This is a genomic window from Streptomyces sp. E2N166, from assembly GCF_003671715.1.
In the GTDB taxonomy this organism is placed as follows: Bacteria; Actinomycetota; Actinomycetes; order Streptomycetales; family Streptomycetaceae; genus Streptomyces; species Streptomyces thinghirensis.
This window is the reverse complement of sequence record NZ_RAIF01000031.1, coordinates 852,998-870,894: the sequence shown is the minus strand read 5'-3', so window position 1 is coordinate 870,894 and position 17,897 is coordinate 852,998. Positions and strand designations below refer to the sequence as shown.

The following is a 17,897-nucleotide window of genomic DNA, read 5'->3' as shown; positions in this document are numbered from 1 at the left end:
TAGGCCTCACTTCGCGGAACGGGACGTGAGCCCACCGGCCGGGAACAGCGCCAGCCGGTGGGCCACCGCCGCCGCCTCGCCCCGGCCGGAGACGCCGAGCTTGGCCAGGATGTTGGAGACGTGGACGCTGGCCGTCTTCGGGGAGATGAAGAGCTCCTCGGCTATCTGGCGGTTGGTGCGGCCGTCGGAGACCAGGCGCAGGACGTCGCGTTCCCGGCTGGTGAGACCGAGGGCCTCGGCGGGGGCGGCCGGTTCGGTGGCGCGGCCGAGCGTGAGACGGGCGCGCTGGGCGAGCCGGCCGACCGCGTCGGCCAGCGGACGGGCACCGAGGTGGTCGGCGACCGTGCGGGCCAGGCGGAGCAGCTCCGTGGCGCGGGCGCGCTCGTCATCGCCGCCGGTCTCCAGGAGGGCGCCGGCCAGCCGGTGCCGGACGCGGGCGAGGTCGTAGGGCCGCTCCAGACGCTCGAACGCTGTCACCGCCTCCCACCAGGCCCCCGGGCTGTCCCGGCCCTCGGCGCGGTGGAGTTCGGCGCGGACCCATTTCTCGTGGGCGCGCCAGACCGGGGCGCCCGTGGCCAGGGACTTGGCGGTCTTGGCAAGGCGTCCGAGCGTCTCGGTGCGGCCCTCCTGCGCCGTCGGCAGAGCGCGTGCGTCGGCCTCGGCCTCGGCGGAGGACAGCAGCAGGGGCCAGCCGTAACGCTGGGTGCCGGGCGGGAGGCCCGCGTCCAGGGCGCGGTCGAGTTCCGCGCGGGCGTCGAGAATGCGGCCCTCGGCGGCGGCGAGGCCGACGGTGAGGGCGGCCAGCGGCAGCCTGTTCTGCGGCATGGGGTTGAGCACTCCGTAGGCGGAGCGCGCCTCGGCGAGCAGCCGGCCGGCCTCGGCCGTCTCGCCGCGGGCGAGCGCGACGACGGCCTGCTTGAGGGCGGCGCCGGCACGTGGTGCGGGGCTGCGGCCCGGTGCTCCGGCCATCGCCGCGGCGTCGAGCGCCTCGTCCCAGCGGCCCAGGGAGATGAGCGACTCGGCGAGATTGCCCCAGACCCAGGCCTCCGACTCCAGCAGGCCCATCCGGCGGTTCAGTTCGACGCCCTCGCGCAGGATGACGAGGGCCTCCTCGGAGCGGCCGACGCTCTCCAGGACGGAGGGAAGGTTGATGTGGCTGCGGGCCGCCACGGCGGGCCGTCGTTGCGCCACCGCCAGGTCCCTGACCTGGTGCATCTCCGCCAGTCCGGCGTCGATGTGCCCGGCGTCGACCATCAGGCCCCCGAGGGTGAGCCGTGCGTTGAGCTCGATGTCGTCGGCACCGACCATGCGCGCGTACTCCACGGCCCGTTCTGCGGCGGTCACCGCTCCGGGGCCGGGATTGTGGAGCATCGACCAGTTGGCGGCCATGGCGAGCACCTCGGCGTGCACCGCGGAGGGCGGCAGGCCGCGGACCAGTTCCTGGGCGATACCGAGCTCGTGCCAGCCGTCGCCGCGGCCCTGTGCCCGGATCAGCAGTGAGCGCTGCGTCCAGAACCAGGCGGCGCGCTGCGGGTCCCGGCCGCTCGTACTCGTCCCGGCCCCCGCTTCCCGCTCCTCCTGCAGCAGGCGCAGCGCCCGCTTGGTGATCTTCATGGCCCGCTCGCGCTCCCCGCACAGCCGCCCGGCGACGGCGGCCTCGGCCATCAGGTCCAGGTAGCGCAGGGGCTTGGTGGCCGGGTCGCGGCCGCAGGGTGGGTAGACCTCGGTGTAGTCGACGGGGCGCAGGGTGCCGCGTACGTCGTCGGGCACGGAGTCCCACAGCTCCATCGCGCGCTCGAGGAGCCGGAGCTGCTCGGAGTAGGCGTGGCGGCGACGGGCCTCGACGGAGGCGTCCAGGACGGCGGGCAGGGCCCTGGCGGGGTCGTGGGCGTGGTACCAGTAGCTGGCCAGGCGCATCACGCGCTCGGCGGCGGGCACCAGCGTCGGATCGGCGTCGAGGGCCTCGGCGTAGCGGCGGTTGAGGCGGGAGCGCTCGCCGGGGAGCAGGTCGTCGCCGACTGCCTCGCGGACCAGGGAGTGGCGGAAGCGGTAGCCGTCGCCGTCGGCCGCGGGGAGCAGGATGTTGGCGTTCACGGCGGCCCGCAGCGTCTCGATGAGGTCGTCCTCGGCGAGCCGGGCGACGGCGGCGAGCAGCCGGTACTCGACGGTGGAGCCGCCTTCGGCGACGATCCGGGCGACCCGCTGCGCGCTCTCGGGCAGGGCTTCGACGCGGACCAGGAGCAGGTCGCGCAGGGAGTCGGTGAGGCCGGTGCAGCAGCCCTCGTGGGCGGCGACGGCGAGTTCCTCGACGAAGAAGGCGTTGCCGTCGGAGCGTTCGAAGATCTCGTCGACCTGGAGCGGGTCGGGTTCCTGGGCGAGGATGCCGGCGATCTGGCGGCCCACCTCGTCCCGGGTGAAGCGGCCCAGCTCGATGCGGCGGACGGTGCGCAGCCGGTCGAGTTCGGCGAGCAGGGGGCGCAACGGGTGGCGGCGGTGGATGTCGTCGGAGCGGTAGGTGGCCAGGACGACGAGGCGGCCGGTGCGCAGGGTGCGGACGAGATAGGCGATCAGGTGGCGGGTGGAGGCGTCGGCCCAGTGCAGGTCCTCCAGGACGAGGACGACGGTGTGCCGGGCCGCGACCCGCTCCAGCAGGCGGGCGGTGAGTTCGAAGAGGCGGGCCGTGCCCTCCTCGTCGTGCCGGCCGCCACCGCCCCGAGCGCTCTCGCCCAGTTCCGGCAGCAGCCGGGCCAGTTCCTCCTCCTGCCCGGCGGCAGCGGTGGCCAGTTCTCCGGGCAGTTGGCGCCGCAGGGCGCGCAGCGCGGTGGAGAAGGGCGCGAAGGGCAGGCCGTCGGCGCCTATCTCGACGCAGCCGCCCAGCGCGACGACGGCGTCCTGCCCGCGGGCGGCGGTGGCGAACTCCTCGACGAGGCGGGTCTTGCCGACCCCTGCCTCGCCGCCGAGCAGCAGTGCCTGCGGCTCGGCGGCGTCGGCGCGCACGAGCGCGTCCTTCAACGCGTCCAGTTCGCCGGCACGGCCGACGAACACGGGACTGACGGACCTGGTCTCCACGGAAGCGAGCATCGCACGTGGGTCCGACAGTGGGGCATCGGTTTTCGGGAGGTGGACGGCGGCGGGGAGGGCGGCCGTGCGGCCGCCCTCCCCGGTCCCCCCGCTCACGCCGCTCACGCGGCCCGGGTGAACCGGTGCCGCCGGAAGCGGAAGCTATGGCTCTCGGTCTCGGCGGTGTTCCTGGCCGCGTCCCGGCGGGCGGCGCGACGGGCGCGAACGGCCTCGCGGGCCAGCCGGGCCTGGTCGGCGCGGCGGATCAGTTCGGCGGAACGGGTCTGCTGGATCTCGTACTCGAACATGGTGTGTCCCTCGTGTCCCTCGGTGAGAGCCGCTCTCGGCCTCGGTTTCGGCTTCGCTTGCTTGCGATGCCTCAACCTTCGTCTCCCAGGGGGGTGCGCCACATCGGGTAAGTTCCGCATCTTCGGCGGGGGGTGGGGCCTTAGACATGCGTGAGGGGTCTTAGGGCGTGCGCCGGGAGCGCACTGATGCCCTAAGACCCCTCAGAGGGCTTGGTCAGCCGGTGGAAGGCAGCCCGAGCAGGATGTCCGTGTACTTCAGGACGGCGAGGAGCAGGCCGATCACGCCGAGGGCGACGCCCGCCCAGGCGACCGACTTGATCCACGGGGCCTGCGGGCGGCCGGGCGCGCCGAACGCGGGACGGGCCAGCACCACGACGCCGACGATCAGCGCGACCAGGGCGAAGAGTCCGCCCCACAGCGCGGTGGCGTGCCAGGCGTTGCCGTAGCCCTTCTCGATCAGCATGCCGACGTCGGAGGACGAGGACGTCTCCAGCTGGCCGATCAGCGACTCGCGGGCGGAGGCCACGGTGCCGACCCAGCTGCCGGTCAGGGAGACGATGCCGAGCCCGGCGGAGACGACGGCGCCCGCGCCCTGGCCGACGCCCGTGGGGCCCTCGTTCCCGGCGGCACCGGTCACGTCGTCCTCGGCGGCGTGGTCCTCCGCGGCGTCCTCGGCGGCGTGGTCCTCCGCGGCGTCCTCGGCCGCGGCGTCGTCCGTCCCGGCGTCGTCGCCGGCCGGGGCCTCGGCGTCGGCGGTCTCGGTCCCTGCCTTCTCAGGAGCCTTGGCCGCCTCCTCCGTCTTGTCCTCGTCGGTCTTCACGCCGGTCTCGTCCACTGTCTTCGTTCCCATGTCTCGCACCGTACGGACGCTGTCTGAGAGGTCCCTTAATGATCCTTGTGAGCGGCACGCGCGCGTGCCTCACGTGCCGCACGCCACTCGGGCGCGAGCACCGCCCACACCTCCACGTCCTGACGGACACCCCGGTAGTGGGAGCTTTCGCGCAGCACGCCCTCACGCATCATGCCGAGTCGCCGGGCGGCGTTGACACTCGGGGTGTTCGCGGACGACGCGTGCCACTCCACGCGGTGCATGCCGCGCTCGTCGAAAGCCCAGTCGATCAGGACCCGGGCACCGCGCGTGACCAGGCCGCGCCCTGTTCCGGCGGGCTCCAGCCAGCAGCCGATCTCACAGACCCCGGTCGCGGCGTCGAAGATCCGGAAGAGCAGACCGCCGACGAGCCTGCCGTCCAGCCACAGCCCGTGCAGGAAGCCGCTGTCGGCGGCGTGCCGGTCGGCGTAGGACTGGAGCAGTTCCCGGGCGGAGCCGACGTCGGTGGCCTTCGTCCCGAAGGGGATGTGCTGTGTGATGAACTCCCTGCCCCGGTCCAGGTGGGCGAGGAACTCCTCGGCGTGCCAGGTCTCCAGGGGTCGCAGTTCGGCTCCGTCGTCACCCAGTGACATCGCGTACATCCCGCTGCCGCTCCTCCTCCGCGAGGACGTCCGCCACCTCGGCGTCCGTCGCCGCGGCCAGCCTCTCATGGGCGACACGGCACTCGGGCGGCTCGATGCTGATGCGTGGCAGGAGCTTGTCCAGCCGGCGCGGCAGCCACCAGTTGGCGCTGCCGAGCATGTGCATCAGAGCGGGCACCAGGAGGGTGCGCAGGACGAATGCGTCCAGGGCGACGGCGGCGGCGAGCGCGATGCCGAACATGGCGATCACGCGGTCGCCGCTGAGGACGAAGGCGAGGAAGACCGAGATCATGATCACCGCGGCGGAGTTGATCACCCGGCTGGTCTCGGCGAGGCCGACGCGTACGGCACGGCGGTTGTCGCCGGTCTCCAGCCACTCCTCGTACATCCGGCTGACCAGGAAGACCTGGTAGTCCATGGAGAGTCCGAAGAGGACCGACACCATGATCACGGGCAGGAAGGGTTCGATCGGGCCGGCGCTGCCGAGACCGAGCAGTTCGCTCCCCCAGCCCCATTGGAAGATCGCCACGACGACGCCGAAGGAGGCGGCCACGGCGGCGACGTTCATCGCGGCCGCCTTGAGGGGGATGCCGACGGAGCGGAAGGCCAGCAGGAGCAGCAGGCAGCCCAGGCCGATGACGACGCCGACGAAGAGGGGCAGCTTGCCGACGATGACGTCGGCGAAGTCGTCGTAGCCGGCCGTGACGCCGCCGATGTGCACGTCGAGCGCGGTGCCGGCCTCGGCACGCGGCAGCACCTCGGAGCGCAGCCGCTCGACGAGGTCGCTGGTGGTCCGGGACTGCGGGGCCGACTCGGGTACGACGACGAGGTACGCGGTGTCGCCGCCGGAGTTGTACGTCACCGGGGTCACCGAGGAGACGCCCTCGGTGGTGCGCAGGGAGGCGTCGAGGTTGTCCAGGGCGAGCCGGTCCTCGGCCCCGCCGACCTCGGTGACCAGGGTGAGGGGGCCGTTGACGCCGGGGCCGAAGCCCTCGGCGAGGAGGTCGTAGGCCTGGCGGGTGGTACTGCCCTTGGGGTCGTTGCCCTGGTCGGAGGTGCCCAGGCGCAGTCCGAGGGTGGGCAGCGCGAGGACGGTGATGACGACGAGGGCGACGGCGCCCAGCAGCTTGGGGTGGCGCTCCACGAACGCCGACCAGCGGGCGGCGAACCCGGTGGGCAGCTCGGGTTCGGGCCCGTGCTGCGCCAGCCGGCGCCGCTCGCGCCGGCTCAGGGCGCGCGGGCCGATGTACGACAGCAGCGCGGGCAGCAGGGTCACGGACGCCGCGACGGTGAGGACGACGGTCAGCGAGGCGGCGATGGCCACGCCGTTGAGGAAGCTCAGCCGGAGGATCAGCATGCCCAGCAGGGCGATGCAAACGGTGGCACCCGCGAAGACGACCGCGCGTCCCGTGGTCGCGACGGCGTTCTCGGCGGCCTCGGCGACGGTGAGTCCGCGTTTCAGGCCGCGCCGGTGTCTGGTGACGATGAACAGCGCGTAGTCGATGCCGACGCCGAGCCCGATGAGGGTGCCCAGCATGGGCGCGAAGTCGGCGACGGTCATGGCGTGCCCGAGCAGGGTGATGCCGGCGTAGGCGGTGCCGACGGAGACCAGCGCGGTGGCGATGGGCAGCACGGCGGCGGCGAGGGAGCCGAAGGCGAGGAAGAGGACGACCGCGGCCACGGCCACGCCGAGGGCCTCCGCCAGATGACCGCCCGGCGCCTCGGTGAGCGCGACGGCGCCGCCGCCCATTTCGACCTGGAGCCCGTCGGTCTCGGCCGCCTCGGCGGCGTCGACCACGGCCCGCGCCTCTGCCGCGTCGATGTCCCGGGAGGCGTCCTCGAAGGTGACCGAGGCGTACGCGGTGTGGGCGTCCTCGCTGATCAGGGGCGATTCGGGGTCGTCGTAGGGGTTGGTCACCGAGGCCACCCCGGGCAGGCCCGCGATGCGGTCCAGGGTGCGGGTCATGGCCCGCTCGACGTCGGCGGCGCGGACGGTGTCGGTCGTCGTGTGCCAGACGATCGTGTCGCCGTCGCCGCCGAGGCCGGGGAAGCCGGAGGCGAGCAGCTGGGAGGCGCGGTCGGAGTCGGTACCGGGGACTCCGTAGTCGTTGGAGTACGCGGAGCCGGTGACCGCGGCGGCCGTGGCGACCCCGCCGAAGGCGAGGAGCCAGAGCAGGACGGCGACGAGGCGGCGTCGGACACACCAGCGTGCAAGGGCTGCCACGAACGTGCTCCCAGGGTGTCTGATTGTGGGTCTTTGACCGGGAACAGTTGTTCATGGAGTGAACGGCCCGCAAAGAACGCATGAGTAACGCGAAGCCACTCTTACAGCCAGAAGTGATCGTTTGCGGATTTAGTGGGCTTATTCACAGAGGCGAAGGTCGTTCGCGGGACGATCGGACGGACATGTCGTTCCCCACGAGTGATTCGCGGCCGAACGCCCGAGGGGTTGCACCCGACCGGGTGCAACCCCTCAGAGACACGCGATGCCGGACCGGCTCAGCCCTCGCTCACGCCCAGCTTCTCCAGGATCAGCTCCTTGACGCGGGCCGCGTCCGCCTGGCCCCGGGTCGCCTTCATGACCGCGCCGACCAGGGCGCCGACCGCGGCCACCTTGCCGCCGCGGATCTTGTCCACGACGCCCTGGTTGCCGGCGATGGCCTCGTCGACGGCGGCGGTCAGCGCGCCCTCGTCGGAGACGACCTTCAGGCCGCGCTTGTCGACGACCTCGTCCGGAGTGCCCTCGCCGGCGAGGACACCCAGGATGACCTGGCGGGCCAGCTTGTCGTTCAGGTCGCCCTTCGTGACCAGCTCGGCGACCCGCGCGACCTGCTCCGGCGTGATCGCCAGCTCGTCGAGCGACTTGCCCGACTCGTTGGCGCTGCGGGCCAGCTCGCCCATCCACCACTTGCGGGCGGAGGCCGCGTCGGCACCGGCGTCGATCGTGGCGACGATCGGGTCCAGCGCGCCGGCGTTGAGGATCGACTGCATGTCGTTGCCGGAGATGCCCCACTCCTCGCGGAGCCGGTTGCGGCGCACCAGCGGCAGCTCGGGCAGGGTGGCGCGGATCTCCTCGACCCACTCGCGCGAGGGGGCGACCGGCACCAGGTCGGGCTCCGGGAAGTACCGGTAGTCCTCCGCCTCCTCCTTCACGCGACCCGAGGTCGTGGACCCCGTGTCCTCGTGGAAGTGGCGGGTCTCCTGGATGATCGTGCCGCCGTCGTTCAGCACGGCGGCGTGCCGCTGGATCTCGAAGCGGGCGGCACGCTCCACGGAGCGCAGCGAGTTGACGTTCTTGGTCTCGCTGCGGGTGCCGAACTTCTCCCGGCCGTGCGGACGCAGCGACAGGTTCACGTCGCAGCGCATCTGGCCCATCTCCATGCGGGCCTCGGACACGCCGAGGGCACGGATGAGTTCGCGCAGCTCGCGGACGTAGGCCCGCGCGACCTCGGGGGCCCGCTCGCCCGCTCCCTCGATCGGCTTGGTGACGATCTCGATGAGCGGGATGCCGGCGCGGTTGTAGTCGAGGAGGGAGTGCGAGGCGCCGTGGATACGGCCCGTCGCGCCACCGACGTGCATCGACTTGCCGGTGTCCTCCTCCATGTGGGCGCGCTCGATCTCCACGCGGAAGGTCTCGCCGTCCTCCAGCTGCACGTCGAGGTAGCCGTTGAAGGCGATCGGCTCGTCGTACTGGGAGGTCTGGAAGTTCTTCGGCATGTCCGGATAGAAGTAGTTCTTCCGGGCGAAGCGGCACCACTCGGCGATCTCGCAGTTCAGCGCGAGACCGATCCTGATCGCCGACTCGACGCCGGTCGCGTTGACGACCGGGAGCGCACCGGGCATGCCGAGGCAGACGGGGCAGGTCTGGGTGTTGGGGTCGGCGCCCAGTGCGGTCGAACAGCCGCAGAACATCTTGGTGTGGGTGCCGAGTTCGACATGGACTTCAAGGCCCATGACGGGGTCGTACGACGCCAGCGCGTCCTCGTACGACACCAGGTCGGTCGTGGTGGTCACGGTGAAACTTCCCTCTCAGCCCAGCAGGACGTCGTCGTCGCCCAGGCGCTTCAGCTCGCGGTAGAGGATGGCGAGGTTGGTGACGACCGCTGCTCCGGTCACGACGGCGTCGAGCAGCCGCAGCGTGTCGCTCTCGCCGCGGGCCTTCTTGATCTGCTTGTACACCCCGACGGCGCCGAACGCCGACGTGGCCATCGAGACGTACAGGCCGGACTTGGAGCTCTTGAAGCCCTTGGCCTTGGTCAGTGCGCTCACAGCGACGGTGCCTCCTCGATCAGCGGGTGGCCCCACTTTTCCACGAAGGCGGCCTCGACCGCGGCGCCGACCTTGTACAGCCGGTCGTCCTTCATGGCGGGGGCGATGATCTGCAGACCCACCGGCAGGTTGTCCTCGGGTGCGAGGCCGCAGGGCAGCGACATCGCCGCGTTGCCCGCCAGGTTGGTGGGGATGGTGCACAGGTCGGCCAGGTACATCGCCATCGGGTCGTCGGCGCGCTCGCCGATCGCGAAGGCGGTGGTCGGGGTCGTCGGGGAGACGATCACGTCGACCTGCTCGAAGGCCTTCTCGAAGTCCCGCGTGATGAGGGTGCGGACCTTCTGGGCGCTGCCGTAGTACGCGTCGTAGTAGCCGGAGCTGAGGGCGTAGGTGCCGAGCATGATGCGGCGCTTGACCTCGGGGCCGAAGCCGGCCTCGCGGGTCAGCGAGGTGACCTCCTCGGCGGAGTGCGTGCCGTCGTCGCCGGTACGCAGGCCGTAGCGCAGGCCGTCGAAGCGGGCCAGGTTGGAGGAGCACTCGGAGGGCGCGATCAGGTAGTACGCCGACAGCGCGAGGTCGAAGGACGGGCAGTCCAGCTCGACGATCTCCGCGCCCAGCTCCTTCAGCAGCTCTACGGACTCGTCGAAGCGCTGGATGACGCCGGCCTGGTAGCCCTCGCCGCGGAACTGCTTGACGACGCCGACGCGCATGCCGGCGACGCTGCCGTTGCGGGCGGCCTCGACGACCGCGGGGACCGGGGCGTCGATGGAGGTGGAGTCCATCGGGTCGTGCCCGGCGATCACCTCGTGCAGCAGGGCCGCGTCCAGGACCGTACGGGCGCAGGGGCCGCCCTGGTCGAGGGAGGAGGAGAAGGCCACCATGCCGTAGCGGGAGACGCCTCCGTACGTCGGCTTGACGCCGACCGTGCCGGTGACGGACGCGGGCTGACGGATGGAGCCGCCGGTGTCGGTGCCGATGGCGAGCGGGGCCTGGAAGGCCGCGAGGGCGGCGGAGGAGCCGCCGCCGGAACCGCCGGGGATCTTGGTGAGGTCCCAGGGGTTGCCGGTCGGGCCGTACGCGCTGTTCTCCGTCGACGACCCCATGGCGAACTCGTCCATGTTGGTCTTGCCGAGGATGACGACGTCGGCGGCCTTCAGGCGCTTGGTGACGGTCGCGTCGTACGGCGGGATCCAGCCCTCGAGGATCTTCGAGCCGACGGTCGTGGGGATGCCCTCGGTGGTGAAGATGTCCTTGAGCGCCAGCGGCACGCCGGCCAGCGGGCCGAGCTCCTCGCCGCGCTCGCGCTTCTCGTCGACGGCGCGGGCCTGGGCGAGGGCGCCCTCGCGGTCGACGTGCAGGAAGGCGTGCACCTTCTCGTCGACTGCCTCGATGCGGGCCAGGTGGGCCTCGGTGACCTCGACGGCAGTCAGCTCGCCGGAGGCGATCTTCGCGGCGATCTCGGCCGCGGTGAGCTTGATGATGTCGCTCATGGCGGTTACTCCTCCCCCAGGATCTGCGGCACCTTGAAACGCTGCTGCTCCTGGGCCGGGGCGCCGGAGAGCGCCTGCTCGGGCGTGAGCGACGGACGGACCTCGTCCGGCCGCATGACGTTCGTCAGCGGGAGCGGGTGCGAGGTCGGCGGTACGTCTTGGTCGGCGACCTCACTGACGCGGGCGACCGCGCCGATGATGTCGTCCAGCTGTCCCGCGAAGTGCTCGAGCTCTTCGGGCTTCAGCTCCAGACGCGCCAGCCGGGCGAGGTGGGCGACCTCCTCGCGCGTGATGCCAGGCATGCAGCGTTCCTCTGGGGTGAGTGTGTGTGGTGTGGGCAAATCGGCTTTGGCAAGTCGGTTCGGGCCAATCCTATGGGGCCGGGCCCCGTGGCCGTTAAACGGTTTCCCCGGGGCCGACTCGCGGCACCGCCCGGTTCCGGGTCCTCCCGCGCGGGAGGACGGCCCCGGAGGACGACGACGGGGCCGCGGTCAGACCAGGAAGAGCAGACCGGCACTGATCAGGACGACGACGGCGGTGGCGAAGTGGATACCGAAGGCCACGGCCTTCGTACCCCCGTGGCGCAGCACTATGAGCATGTCGCCGAGCGGCACGACGGCCACGCAGAGCATGAACCACGCCTCGGCGCGGGTGCCGGCGAAGGCCAGCAGAACCAGGCCCACCAGACCGAACGTCCCGTCCCGGAGGCCCTTGATCGTCAGGTAGGCGCCGGCGTCACCGGCGGGGTCGGCCGGGACGCCGTAGCCGGTGGCGGCGGGTCCGGGCCGGAACAGGAAGCGGTAACCGAGGAACACGCAGAACAGGTTGAGCACGATGGCCAGGGCGTACGCGGTGACGGTCACGATCTCTCCTCGCTAGCAGCGCTAGGAACACTGGTGACGCTAGCAGAGCGTCGACAGCATGGCTAGCGTTGCTAGAATCGTGGCCATGACGATCCAGACGCGCCGCGAGCGCGAACGAGCGGAACGCGAGCGGCTGATCGTGACGGCCGCGCGGGACTTGGCCGAGGCGGAGGGCTGGGACGCGGTCACCACCCGCCGGCTGGCCGCCGAGATCGAGTACAGCCAGCCCGTCCTGTACAGCCACTTCAAGGGCAAGGACGCGATCATGGCGGCGGTCGCGGTGCGGGGCTGTGAGGAACTCACGGTGGAACTGCGGGCGTCGGCCGCGGCGGCCGAGGGCGCACGAGAGAGGCTGGCGGCGGTCGGGAGGGCGTACACCGGTTTCGGGCGGCGGCGGCCCGCGCTCTACGACGTGATGTTCACGCACCGGGTGGATCTGCCGTTCGCCACGCCCGAGGCTCCGCCCGCCCTCCAGGAGGCGTTCGGTGAGCTGCTGAGCGCCGTCGAGCCCCTCGCCGCCGAGGGTGAGGACCCGGCGCTGCTCACGGAGACGTACTGGGCGGGCCTGCACGGACTGGTGACCCTGATGCGCAGCGGTCGGCTACCGGAGCAGGCCCACGACCGGCGGCTCGCCCTGTTGATCGGACGCTTCGCGCCGCGGGCCACCGCGCGCTGAGCGGAACGGACGGAGCACGCCGCCCGGCGGTCGGGTCACTCGTCGGTCGCCGCCGCGGGCAGTGCGGCGGCGGCCCGAACCCAGCCCCGGGATCCCCGGGCGAGCAGCCAGGCGGTGGTCTCCTCCGGGGGCATCGCGGCCGCGACCAGCCAGCCCTGTACGGCGTCGCAGCCGAGGTCGCGCAACCGCTCCCAGGTCTCGTCGTCCTCCACGCCCTCGGCGACGACGAGCAGGCCGAGGGAGTGCGCGAGGTCGACGGTGCAGCGCACGATCTCGGCGTCCTCGTTGTCGATGGCCAGCCGGGCCACGAACGAGCGGTCGATCTTCAGTTCGCTGACGGGCAGCCTGCGCAGGTGTACGAGGGAGGAGTAGCCGGTGCCGAAGTCGTCCAGGGACATCTTGACGCCGTGTCCGGTCAGCGCGTTGAGGGTGTCGGCCGCGCGCTGCGGGTCCTCCAGGAGTACGTGCTCCGTGATCTCGAGTTGGAGCGCTCCCGCGGGGACTCCGTGCCGGGCCAGCCGGGCGGCCACCGCGCCCGCGAAGCCGGGGATGTGGACGTCGCGCGGGGAGACGTTGACCGCGACCGGCACGAACAGGCCCTGGGAGCGCCAGCGGGCGACCTGTCCGAGCGCCGTCTCCAGCACGTACTCGGTGAGGTGCGGCATCAGCCCGGAGGACTCGGCGATCGCTATGAACTCGTCCGGCGGTACCCTGCCGCGCTCGGGGTGCACCCAGCGGACCAGGGCCTCGAGGCCCGCGACCTGTCCGTCGAAGCGGACCTTGGGCTGGTAGTGCAGCTCGACCTCGTGGGCGTCCAGGGCCCGGCGCAGGTCGCCCAGGAGCCCGAGCCGGTCCGGGGTGTTGGAGTCCCGCTTGGACTCGTAGACCTCGACGCCGGTGCGGTCCCGCTTCGCCTGGTACATCGCCACGTCCGCGCGGCGCAGCAGTCCTTCGGCGTCCAGCGCGTGGTCGGGGAAGACGGCGACTCCGGCACTGGCCTCCAGGACGAGGGTGAGCCCGTCGAGGTCCATCGGGGAGCTGAGCGCGGCGACCAGGCCACGGGCGATCCGGGTCGCCGACGTGGTGGAGTCGGCGACGGGCAGTAAGACGGCGAACTCGTCGCCACCGAGCCGCGCGGCCTCCGCCCCGCGCGGCAGGGCCTGCCGCAGCCGGTCGGCGGTCTGCAGCAGCAGCCGGTCGCCGGCGAGGTGACCGAGTGTGTCGTTGACCGACCGGAAACGGTCGAGGTCGATCAGCATCAGGGCGGCGCGGGCGCCGATGCGCTCGGCGTCGTCCAGGGCGGCCCAGGTCCGCTCGAGGAGCCACTGCCGGTTGGGCAGACCGGTGAGCGGGTCGCGCAACTGCTCCTCGGCCCGGGCGCGGGCGATCCACAGGGTGGAGTCGAGGGCGATGAGCGGGATGGCGAACAGCGGCAGCAGCAGCGGCTTGGCGACGGCGACCACGCAGATCAGCGGGGCGATGCCGAGCAGGGCGACGGCGACCAGGCCCTGTCTGACCAGGGCGGTGCGGGCGACGGTGGGCAGGCCGACGCGCGGCGTCCGCAAATACCACAACAGGGCGCGGGTGACGGCGAGGTAGGCGACCGCGACGAGCACCACCTTGGGCGCCGCGTACATCCCCCAGGTGTTGGGGTCCCAGGGGTTCTCGACGGAGGGTACGGAGCCGCAGACACCCAGCAGCACGGCGCCCGCGGCGACGCCGAGGATGTCCACCGCACCGTGCAGGACGCCCTGCCGCCAGCGGCCCCGGCGGGCTATGCCGACCAGGACGACGACGGTGAGACTGACCATGCCGGCCGGAACCCAGCCGTACAGCAGCAGGACGGCGAGGGTGAGGGCCGCGCCGGAGCCGGTGCCGCCCCACCAGCGGGAGCGGCCGAGCATGACCAGGTGCCCGACGACGATGCCGGTCAGCACGGCCAGGGACCAGCCGGCGGTGCCGGACGGGAAGAGGGCGTGGCCGTCGGTGAACGCGCGGTAGAAGCCGGCGCCCAGCACGAAGGCGGCGGCCGCGACGACCGCCGAGGGCAACGCAGGCCAGTGCAGGTGCCGTTGGCCGTCCGTGTCGTTGCCGGACAGGACGGAGGGGTGGCGGTTGACCGGCGGCGCGGAGCCGCGGGCGGCCGCCGTGGGATGCGGTGTGCCACCACCGCGCTGCCCGAGCCACCGGCTCACGTGCCACGCGTCCACCATGCGACGCAGGCGCAGCCGTGAGCCCGCGGCGGCGCTCTCGGTCGGTTCCATTCCCGTCCCTCTCACAGCCGGCGGTGCCCACGCCACGCGGCCCGACGCCCGACATCCATCAACGGCTCCGCGTTGGAGAACCCTTCCCCCTGCCCCTCGGGGGCAGGGGGATGCCCCGACCGCAGCTGGGCACGGCGGGCGCACACCTCAACAGTAGGCCGCGGAAGGCTTCCAGGGGCACCGGTCGTCGACGGTTGCCCGAATGCGACCCGGCCACCCGTATGCATCTGGTATGCGCCGATCGGGTGGCCTTCAACCGCTATTCCTCAGCCGAAAGTGCGACGTCGGCCGCCGCTTCGGGTCCTTGTTCGAGCAGGACGGTGAATCCGTCCTCGTTCAGAACCGGCACCTTCAGTTGCATCGCCTTGTCGTACTTCGTCCCGGGGTTGTCACCGACCACGACGAAGGACGTCTTCTTGGAGACCGACCCGGTCACTTTCGCGCCCCTGCTCTGGAGGGCGTCCTTGGCCCCGTCCCGGGTGAAGTTCTCCAGGGTGCCGGTGACGACGACGGTGAGCCCTTCGAGCGGGCGCGGCCCCTCGTCCTCCCCCGTCGACCGGTCCTCCAGCGGGACTCCGGCCGCCTTCCACTTGCGGACGATCTCGCGGTGCCACTCCTCGGCGAACCACTCCTTGACCGCGGCGGCGATGGTGTCGCCCACCCCGTCCGCGAGCGCCAGCTCCTCCTCGCTGGCCTGCTCGATGCGGTCGAGGGAGCGGAACTCCCGCGCGAGGGCCTGGGCGGCGACGGGCCCGACGTACCGGATGGAGAGCCCGTTGAGGAAGCGGGCGAGCGGGCGGGTCTTGGCCTCCTCGATGTGCTTGAGCAGCGCGAGGGTGTTCTTCTTCGGCTCGCCCTCCTTGTTGGCGAAGACCGTGACGATCTTCTCCTCGCCGGTCTTGGGGTCGCGCTTGGGCAGTCCGCTGTCCGGGTCGAGGACGTACGCCTTGATGGGCAGCAGCTTCTCGACGGTGAGGTCGAAGAGGTCGCCCTCGTCCACGAGCGGCGGCCGGGGCGGCTCCAGCGGCCCGGTCAGCGCGGCCGCCACGACGCCGCCGAAGTGCTCGATGTCCAGGCACTCCCGGCCGGCGAGGTAGGAGACGCGCTCGCGCAACTGGGCGGGGCAGGTGCGGGCGTTGGGACACCGCCGGTCGATGTCGCCCTCCTTCATCGCCTTCAGCGGCGTTCCGCACTCGGGGCACTCGGCCGGCATGACGAACTCGCGCTCGCTGCCGTCCCGCAGGTCGGCGACCGGGCCGAGGATCTCCGGGATCACGTCACCGGCCTTGCGCAGTACCACGGTGTCGCCGATGAGCACGCCCTTGGCCTTGACGACCTCCTGGTTGTGCAGCGTGGCGAACTCGACCTCGCTGCCCGCCACGGTGACCGGCTCGACCTGCGCGTACGGCGTGACCCGCCCGGTGCGGCCGACACCGACCTTGATGTCGACGAGCTTGGTGTTGACCTCCTCCGGCGCGTACTTGTACGCGATGGCCCAGCGCGGCGCCCGGGCCGTGGAGCCGAGCCGTCCCTGGAGGCGGATCTCGTCGAGCTTGACGACGACACCGTCGATCTCGTGCGCCACGGAGTGCCGGTTCTCGCCGTAGTACGCGATGAAGTCCCGTACGCCGTCGAGCCCGTCGACCACCCTGTTGTGCGGGGAGGTGGGCAGGCCCCAGGTCTTCAGGAGGTCGTAGGCCTGGGAGAGGCGGGTCATGCCCTTGAAGCCCTCCAGGACGCCGATGCCGTGGACCACCATGTGCAGCGGCCGGGTGGCGGTGACGCGCGGGTCCTTCTGGCGAAGCGAACCGGCCGCCGCGTTGCGCGGGTTGGCGAAGGGCTTGTCACCGGCGGCGTTCAACCGGGCGTTGAGCTCCTGGAACTTCTCCATCGGGAAGTAGACCTCGCCGCGGATCTCCACGAGGTCGGGGACCTCGTCCCCCTTGAGACGCTCCGGGATGTCGGCGATGGTGCGGACGTTGGGCGTGATGTCCTCGCCGGTGCGGCCGTCGCCGCGGGTGGCCGCGCGGACGAGACGGCCGCGCTCGTAGGTGAGGTTGACGGCGAGTCCGTCGACCTTCAGCTCGCACAGGAAGTGGTACTCCTGCTCGCCCAGTTCCCTGGCGATCCGCTCGGTCCAGGCGGCCAGTTCTTCGTCGTTGAAGGTGTTGTCGAGGGAGAGCATGCGTGACCGGTGCTCCACGGCCGTGAACTCGGTCTCGTAGGCGCCGGCGACCTTCTGGGTCGGGGAGTCCGGGGTGCGCAGCTCCGGATACTCCTCCTCCAACTCCTCCAGGGAACGCAGCAGCCGGTCGAAGTCCGCGTCGCTGACGACGGGGGCGTCCTTCACGTAGTACCGGAAGCGGTGCTCCTCGATCTGCTCAGCGAGCTGCACGTGCTTCTCGCGCGCCTCGGCGGGCACGCTCGTCGTCTCCGCTTGCTTGTCGCCGGCCACCGTGTGGTCCTCCCGTTACTCTGGGTTGTCCGCGAGGGATCTCGCCGCCTGAACGCAGTGGGCGAGCGCCCGGCGGGCGTAGTCGGGGGACGCGCCCGCGAGTCCGCACGTCGGCGTGACGGTGACCGCCTCCGCGAGAAGCCCCGGACGCAGCCCCAGCCTGCGCCACAGCGTTCTGACACCCATGACGCTACCGGCAGGGTCTGACAATGCGGCGTCCGTGCCCGGGACGACACCGGCGAACAGCCGGGTGCCGCCCTCGACCGCTTCGCCGATCGCGTCGTCGTCACGCTCGGTGAGGAGCGAGAAGTCGAAGGAGACACCCGCGACGCCCGCCCGGCGCAGCAGGGCGAACGGCACGTCCGGTGCGCAGGAGTGGACCACGACGGGGTCGCCGCCGTGCACGCCGGCGACGTCGCGGAGGGCGGCCTCGACGACTTGGCGGTCGACGGCCCGGTGAGTGCGGTAGCCGCTGGCGCTCCGTACCTGGCCGCGCAGTACGGCGGTGAGGGACGGCTCGTCGAGCTGGAGCACGATCCGGGCGCCGGGCACGCGGCGCCGGACCTCGGTCAGGTGCAGGCGCAGCCCCTCGGCGAGCGAGGCCGCGAGGTCGCGGGACGCGCCGGCGTCGGAGAGGACCGCCTCGCCGTTGCGCAGTTCGAGGGCGGCGGCGAGCGTCCAGGGGCCGACGGCCTGGACCTTCAGCGGACCCTCGTGGCCCTGGGTGAACTCCTCCAGGGCGTCGAGGTCCTCCCCCAGCCAGGCCCGGGCCCGCTTGGTGTCCCGTCCCGGCCGGTCGCCGAGCCGCCAGCCGCTGGGCTCCACGCGCGCGTACAGCTCGACGAGCATCCCGGCGGTGCGGCCGATCATGTCGGCGCCGGGGCCGCGGGCGGGAAGTTCGGGGAGGAAGGGGAAGTCCTCGAAGGTGCCGGTGCTTGTTTTCGCGGCCTCGCGGGCGTCGGTTCCCGGCAGGGAGCCGATGCCCGTGGCGGGGCCGAGGCGGGGGTTGTCGTTCACGGGGGAAGCGTACGCAGGTCTCCGA

The 17,897-nt window shown here is 72.0% G+C and carries 14 protein-coding genes; 1 reads left to right on the top strand and 13 read right to left on the bottom strand.

The features are described 5' to 3' along the window. Positions 1 to 6 precede the first annotated feature (6 nt). The 10 genes from EBH09_RS26030 to EBH09_RS25985 form a co-directional block, all read right to left on the bottom strand. Positions 7 to 3,081, bottom strand: coding sequence for a LuxR family transcriptional regulator (locus tag EBH09_RS26030; protein ID WP_193776538.1), 3,075 nt, complete (start codon positions 3,079 to 3,081; stop codon positions 7 to 9). 101 nt (positions 3,082 to 3,182) lie between these two features. After that, on the bottom strand, positions 3,183 to 3,368 hold the full coding sequence (locus tag EBH09_RS26025) for a hypothetical protein (protein ID WP_121749326.1): 186 nt from the start codon (positions 3,366 to 3,368) through the stop codon (positions 3,183 to 3,185). A 214-nt stretch (positions 3,369 to 3,582) separates the two neighbouring features. Further along, a complete protein-coding gene (locus tag EBH09_RS26020; protein WP_121749325.1) occupies positions 3,583 to 4,218 on the bottom strand; it encodes a hypothetical protein in 636 nt (211 codons plus the stop codon). Positions 4,219 to 4,253: 35 nt separating this feature from the next. Then, entirely contained in the window at positions 4,254 to 4,838 is a 585-nt protein-coding gene (locus tag EBH09_RS26015) for a GNAT family protein (RefSeq protein WP_121749324.1), read from the bottom strand. Next, positions 4,816 to 7,062: an MMPL family transporter gene (locus tag EBH09_RS26010; RefSeq protein ID WP_121749323.1), complete on the bottom strand. Its 2,247-nt coding sequence runs from the start codon at positions 7,060 to 7,062 to the stop codon at positions 4,816 to 4,818. The genes EBH09_RS26015 and EBH09_RS26010 overlap by 23 nt, the downstream gene beginning before the upstream one ends. 275 nt (positions 7,063 to 7,337) lie before the next feature. Further along, positions 7,338 to 8,852 carry an Asp-tRNA(Asn)/Glu-tRNA(Gln) amidotransferase subunit GatB gene (gene gatB, locus EBH09_RS26005; protein ID WP_121749322.1) on the bottom strand — a complete coding sequence of 505 codons (1,515 nt, stop codon included), beginning with the start codon at positions 8,850 to 8,852 and terminating at the stop codon, positions 7,338 to 7,340. A gap of 15 nt (positions 8,853 to 8,867) precedes the next feature. After that, positions 8,868 to 9,107, bottom strand: a complete 240-nt coding sequence (locus EBH09_RS26000) for a hypothetical protein (protein WP_121749321.1) — start codon at positions 9,105 to 9,107, stop codon at positions 8,868 to 8,870. Further along, the gene (gene gatA / locus EBH09_RS25995; RefSeq protein WP_121749320.1) at positions 9,104 to 10,597 is read right to left on the bottom strand and encodes an Asp-tRNA(Asn)/Glu-tRNA(Gln) amidotransferase subunit GatA; all 1,494 of its coding nucleotides are present in this window, start codon (positions 10,595 to 10,597) and stop codon (positions 9,104 to 9,106) included. The genes EBH09_RS26000 and gatA overlap by 4 nt, the downstream gene beginning before the upstream one ends. A 5-nt stretch (positions 10,598 to 10,602) precedes the next feature. Next, positions 10,603 to 10,899 (bottom strand): Asp-tRNA(Asn)/Glu-tRNA(Gln) amidotransferase subunit GatC, encoded by a 297-nt coding sequence (gatC, locus tag EBH09_RS25990; RefSeq protein ID WP_003973500.1) that lies wholly within the window; start codon positions 10,897 to 10,899, stop codon positions 10,603 to 10,605. Positions 10,900 to 11,088: 189 nt separating this feature from the next. Continuing rightward, entirely contained in the window at positions 11,089 to 11,460 is a 372-nt protein-coding gene (locus EBH09_RS25985; RefSeq protein WP_121749319.1) for a DUF4267 domain-containing protein, read from the bottom strand. A gap of 85 nt (positions 11,461 to 11,545) precedes the next feature. Between EBH09_RS25985 and EBH09_RS25980 the strand changes: the two genes are divergently transcribed. Then, positions 11,546 to 12,136 carry a TetR/AcrR family transcriptional regulator gene (locus tag EBH09_RS25980; RefSeq protein WP_121749318.1) on the top strand — a complete coding sequence of 197 codons (591 nt, stop codon included), beginning with the start codon at positions 11,546 to 11,548 and terminating at the stop codon, positions 12,134 to 12,136. Positions 12,137 to 12,171: 35 nt separating this feature from the next. Here the strand turns inward: EBH09_RS25980 and EBH09_RS25975 are convergent, their stop codons facing one another. The 3 genes from EBH09_RS25975 to EBH09_RS25965 all read right to left on the bottom strand — a co-directional run bounded on the left by EBH09_RS25975 (position 12,172) and on the right by EBH09_RS25965 (position 17,872). Then, positions 12,172 to 14,400 (bottom strand): bifunctional diguanylate cyclase/phosphodiesterase, encoded by a 2,229-nt coding sequence (locus EBH09_RS25975; protein ID WP_121749317.1) that lies wholly within the window; start codon positions 14,398 to 14,400, stop codon positions 12,172 to 12,174. Positions 14,401 to 14,659: 259 nt separating this feature from the next. Continuing rightward, a complete protein-coding gene (gene ligA, locus EBH09_RS25970) occupies positions 14,660 to 16,855 on the bottom strand; it encodes an NAD-dependent DNA ligase LigA (protein ID WP_121749316.1) in 2,196 nt (731 codons plus the stop codon). Between the two features lie 15 nt (positions 16,856 to 16,870). Continuing rightward, the gene (locus EBH09_RS25965; RefSeq protein WP_121749315.1) at positions 16,871 to 17,872 is read right to left on the bottom strand and encodes a methionine synthase; all 1,002 of its coding nucleotides are present in this window, start codon (positions 17,870 to 17,872) and stop codon (positions 16,871 to 16,873) included. Positions 17,873 to 17,897 lie beyond the last annotated feature (25 nt).

What these genes read in the sequence shown, in the direction of transcription:
- EBH09_RS26030 (WP_193776538.1), bottom strand. Translation starts at nt 3,081, where the DNA reads ATGCTCGCTTCCGTGGAGACCAGGTCCGTCAGTCCCGTGTTCGTCGGC.
- EBH09_RS26015 (WP_121749324.1), bottom strand. Translation starts at nt 4,838, where the DNA reads ATGTACGCGATGTCACTGGGTGACGACGGAGCCGAACTGCGACCCCTG.
- EBH09_RS25980 (WP_121749318.1), top strand. Translation starts at nt 11,546, where the DNA reads ATGACGATCCAGACGCGCCGCGAGCGCGAACGAGCGGAACGCGAGCGG.
- EBH09_RS26020 (WP_121749325.1), bottom strand. Translation starts at nt 4,218, where the DNA reads ATGGGAACGAAGACAGTGGACGAGACCGGCGTGAAGACCGACGAGGAC.
- gatA (WP_121749320.1), bottom strand. Translation starts at nt 10,597, where the DNA reads ATGAGCGACATCATCAAGCTCACCGCGGCCGAGATCGCCGCGAAGATC.
- EBH09_RS25975 (WP_121749317.1), bottom strand. Translation starts at nt 14,400, where the DNA reads ATGGAACCGACCGAGAGCGCCGCCGCGGGCTCACGGCTGCGCCTGCGT.
- gatC (WP_003973500.1), bottom strand. Translation starts at nt 10,899, where the DNA reads ATGCCTGGCATCACGCGCGAGGAGGTCGCCCACCTCGCCCGGCTGGCG.
- EBH09_RS26025 (WP_121749326.1), bottom strand. Translation starts at nt 3,368, where the DNA reads ATGTTCGAGTACGAGATCCAGCAGACCCGTTCCGCCGAACTGATCCGC.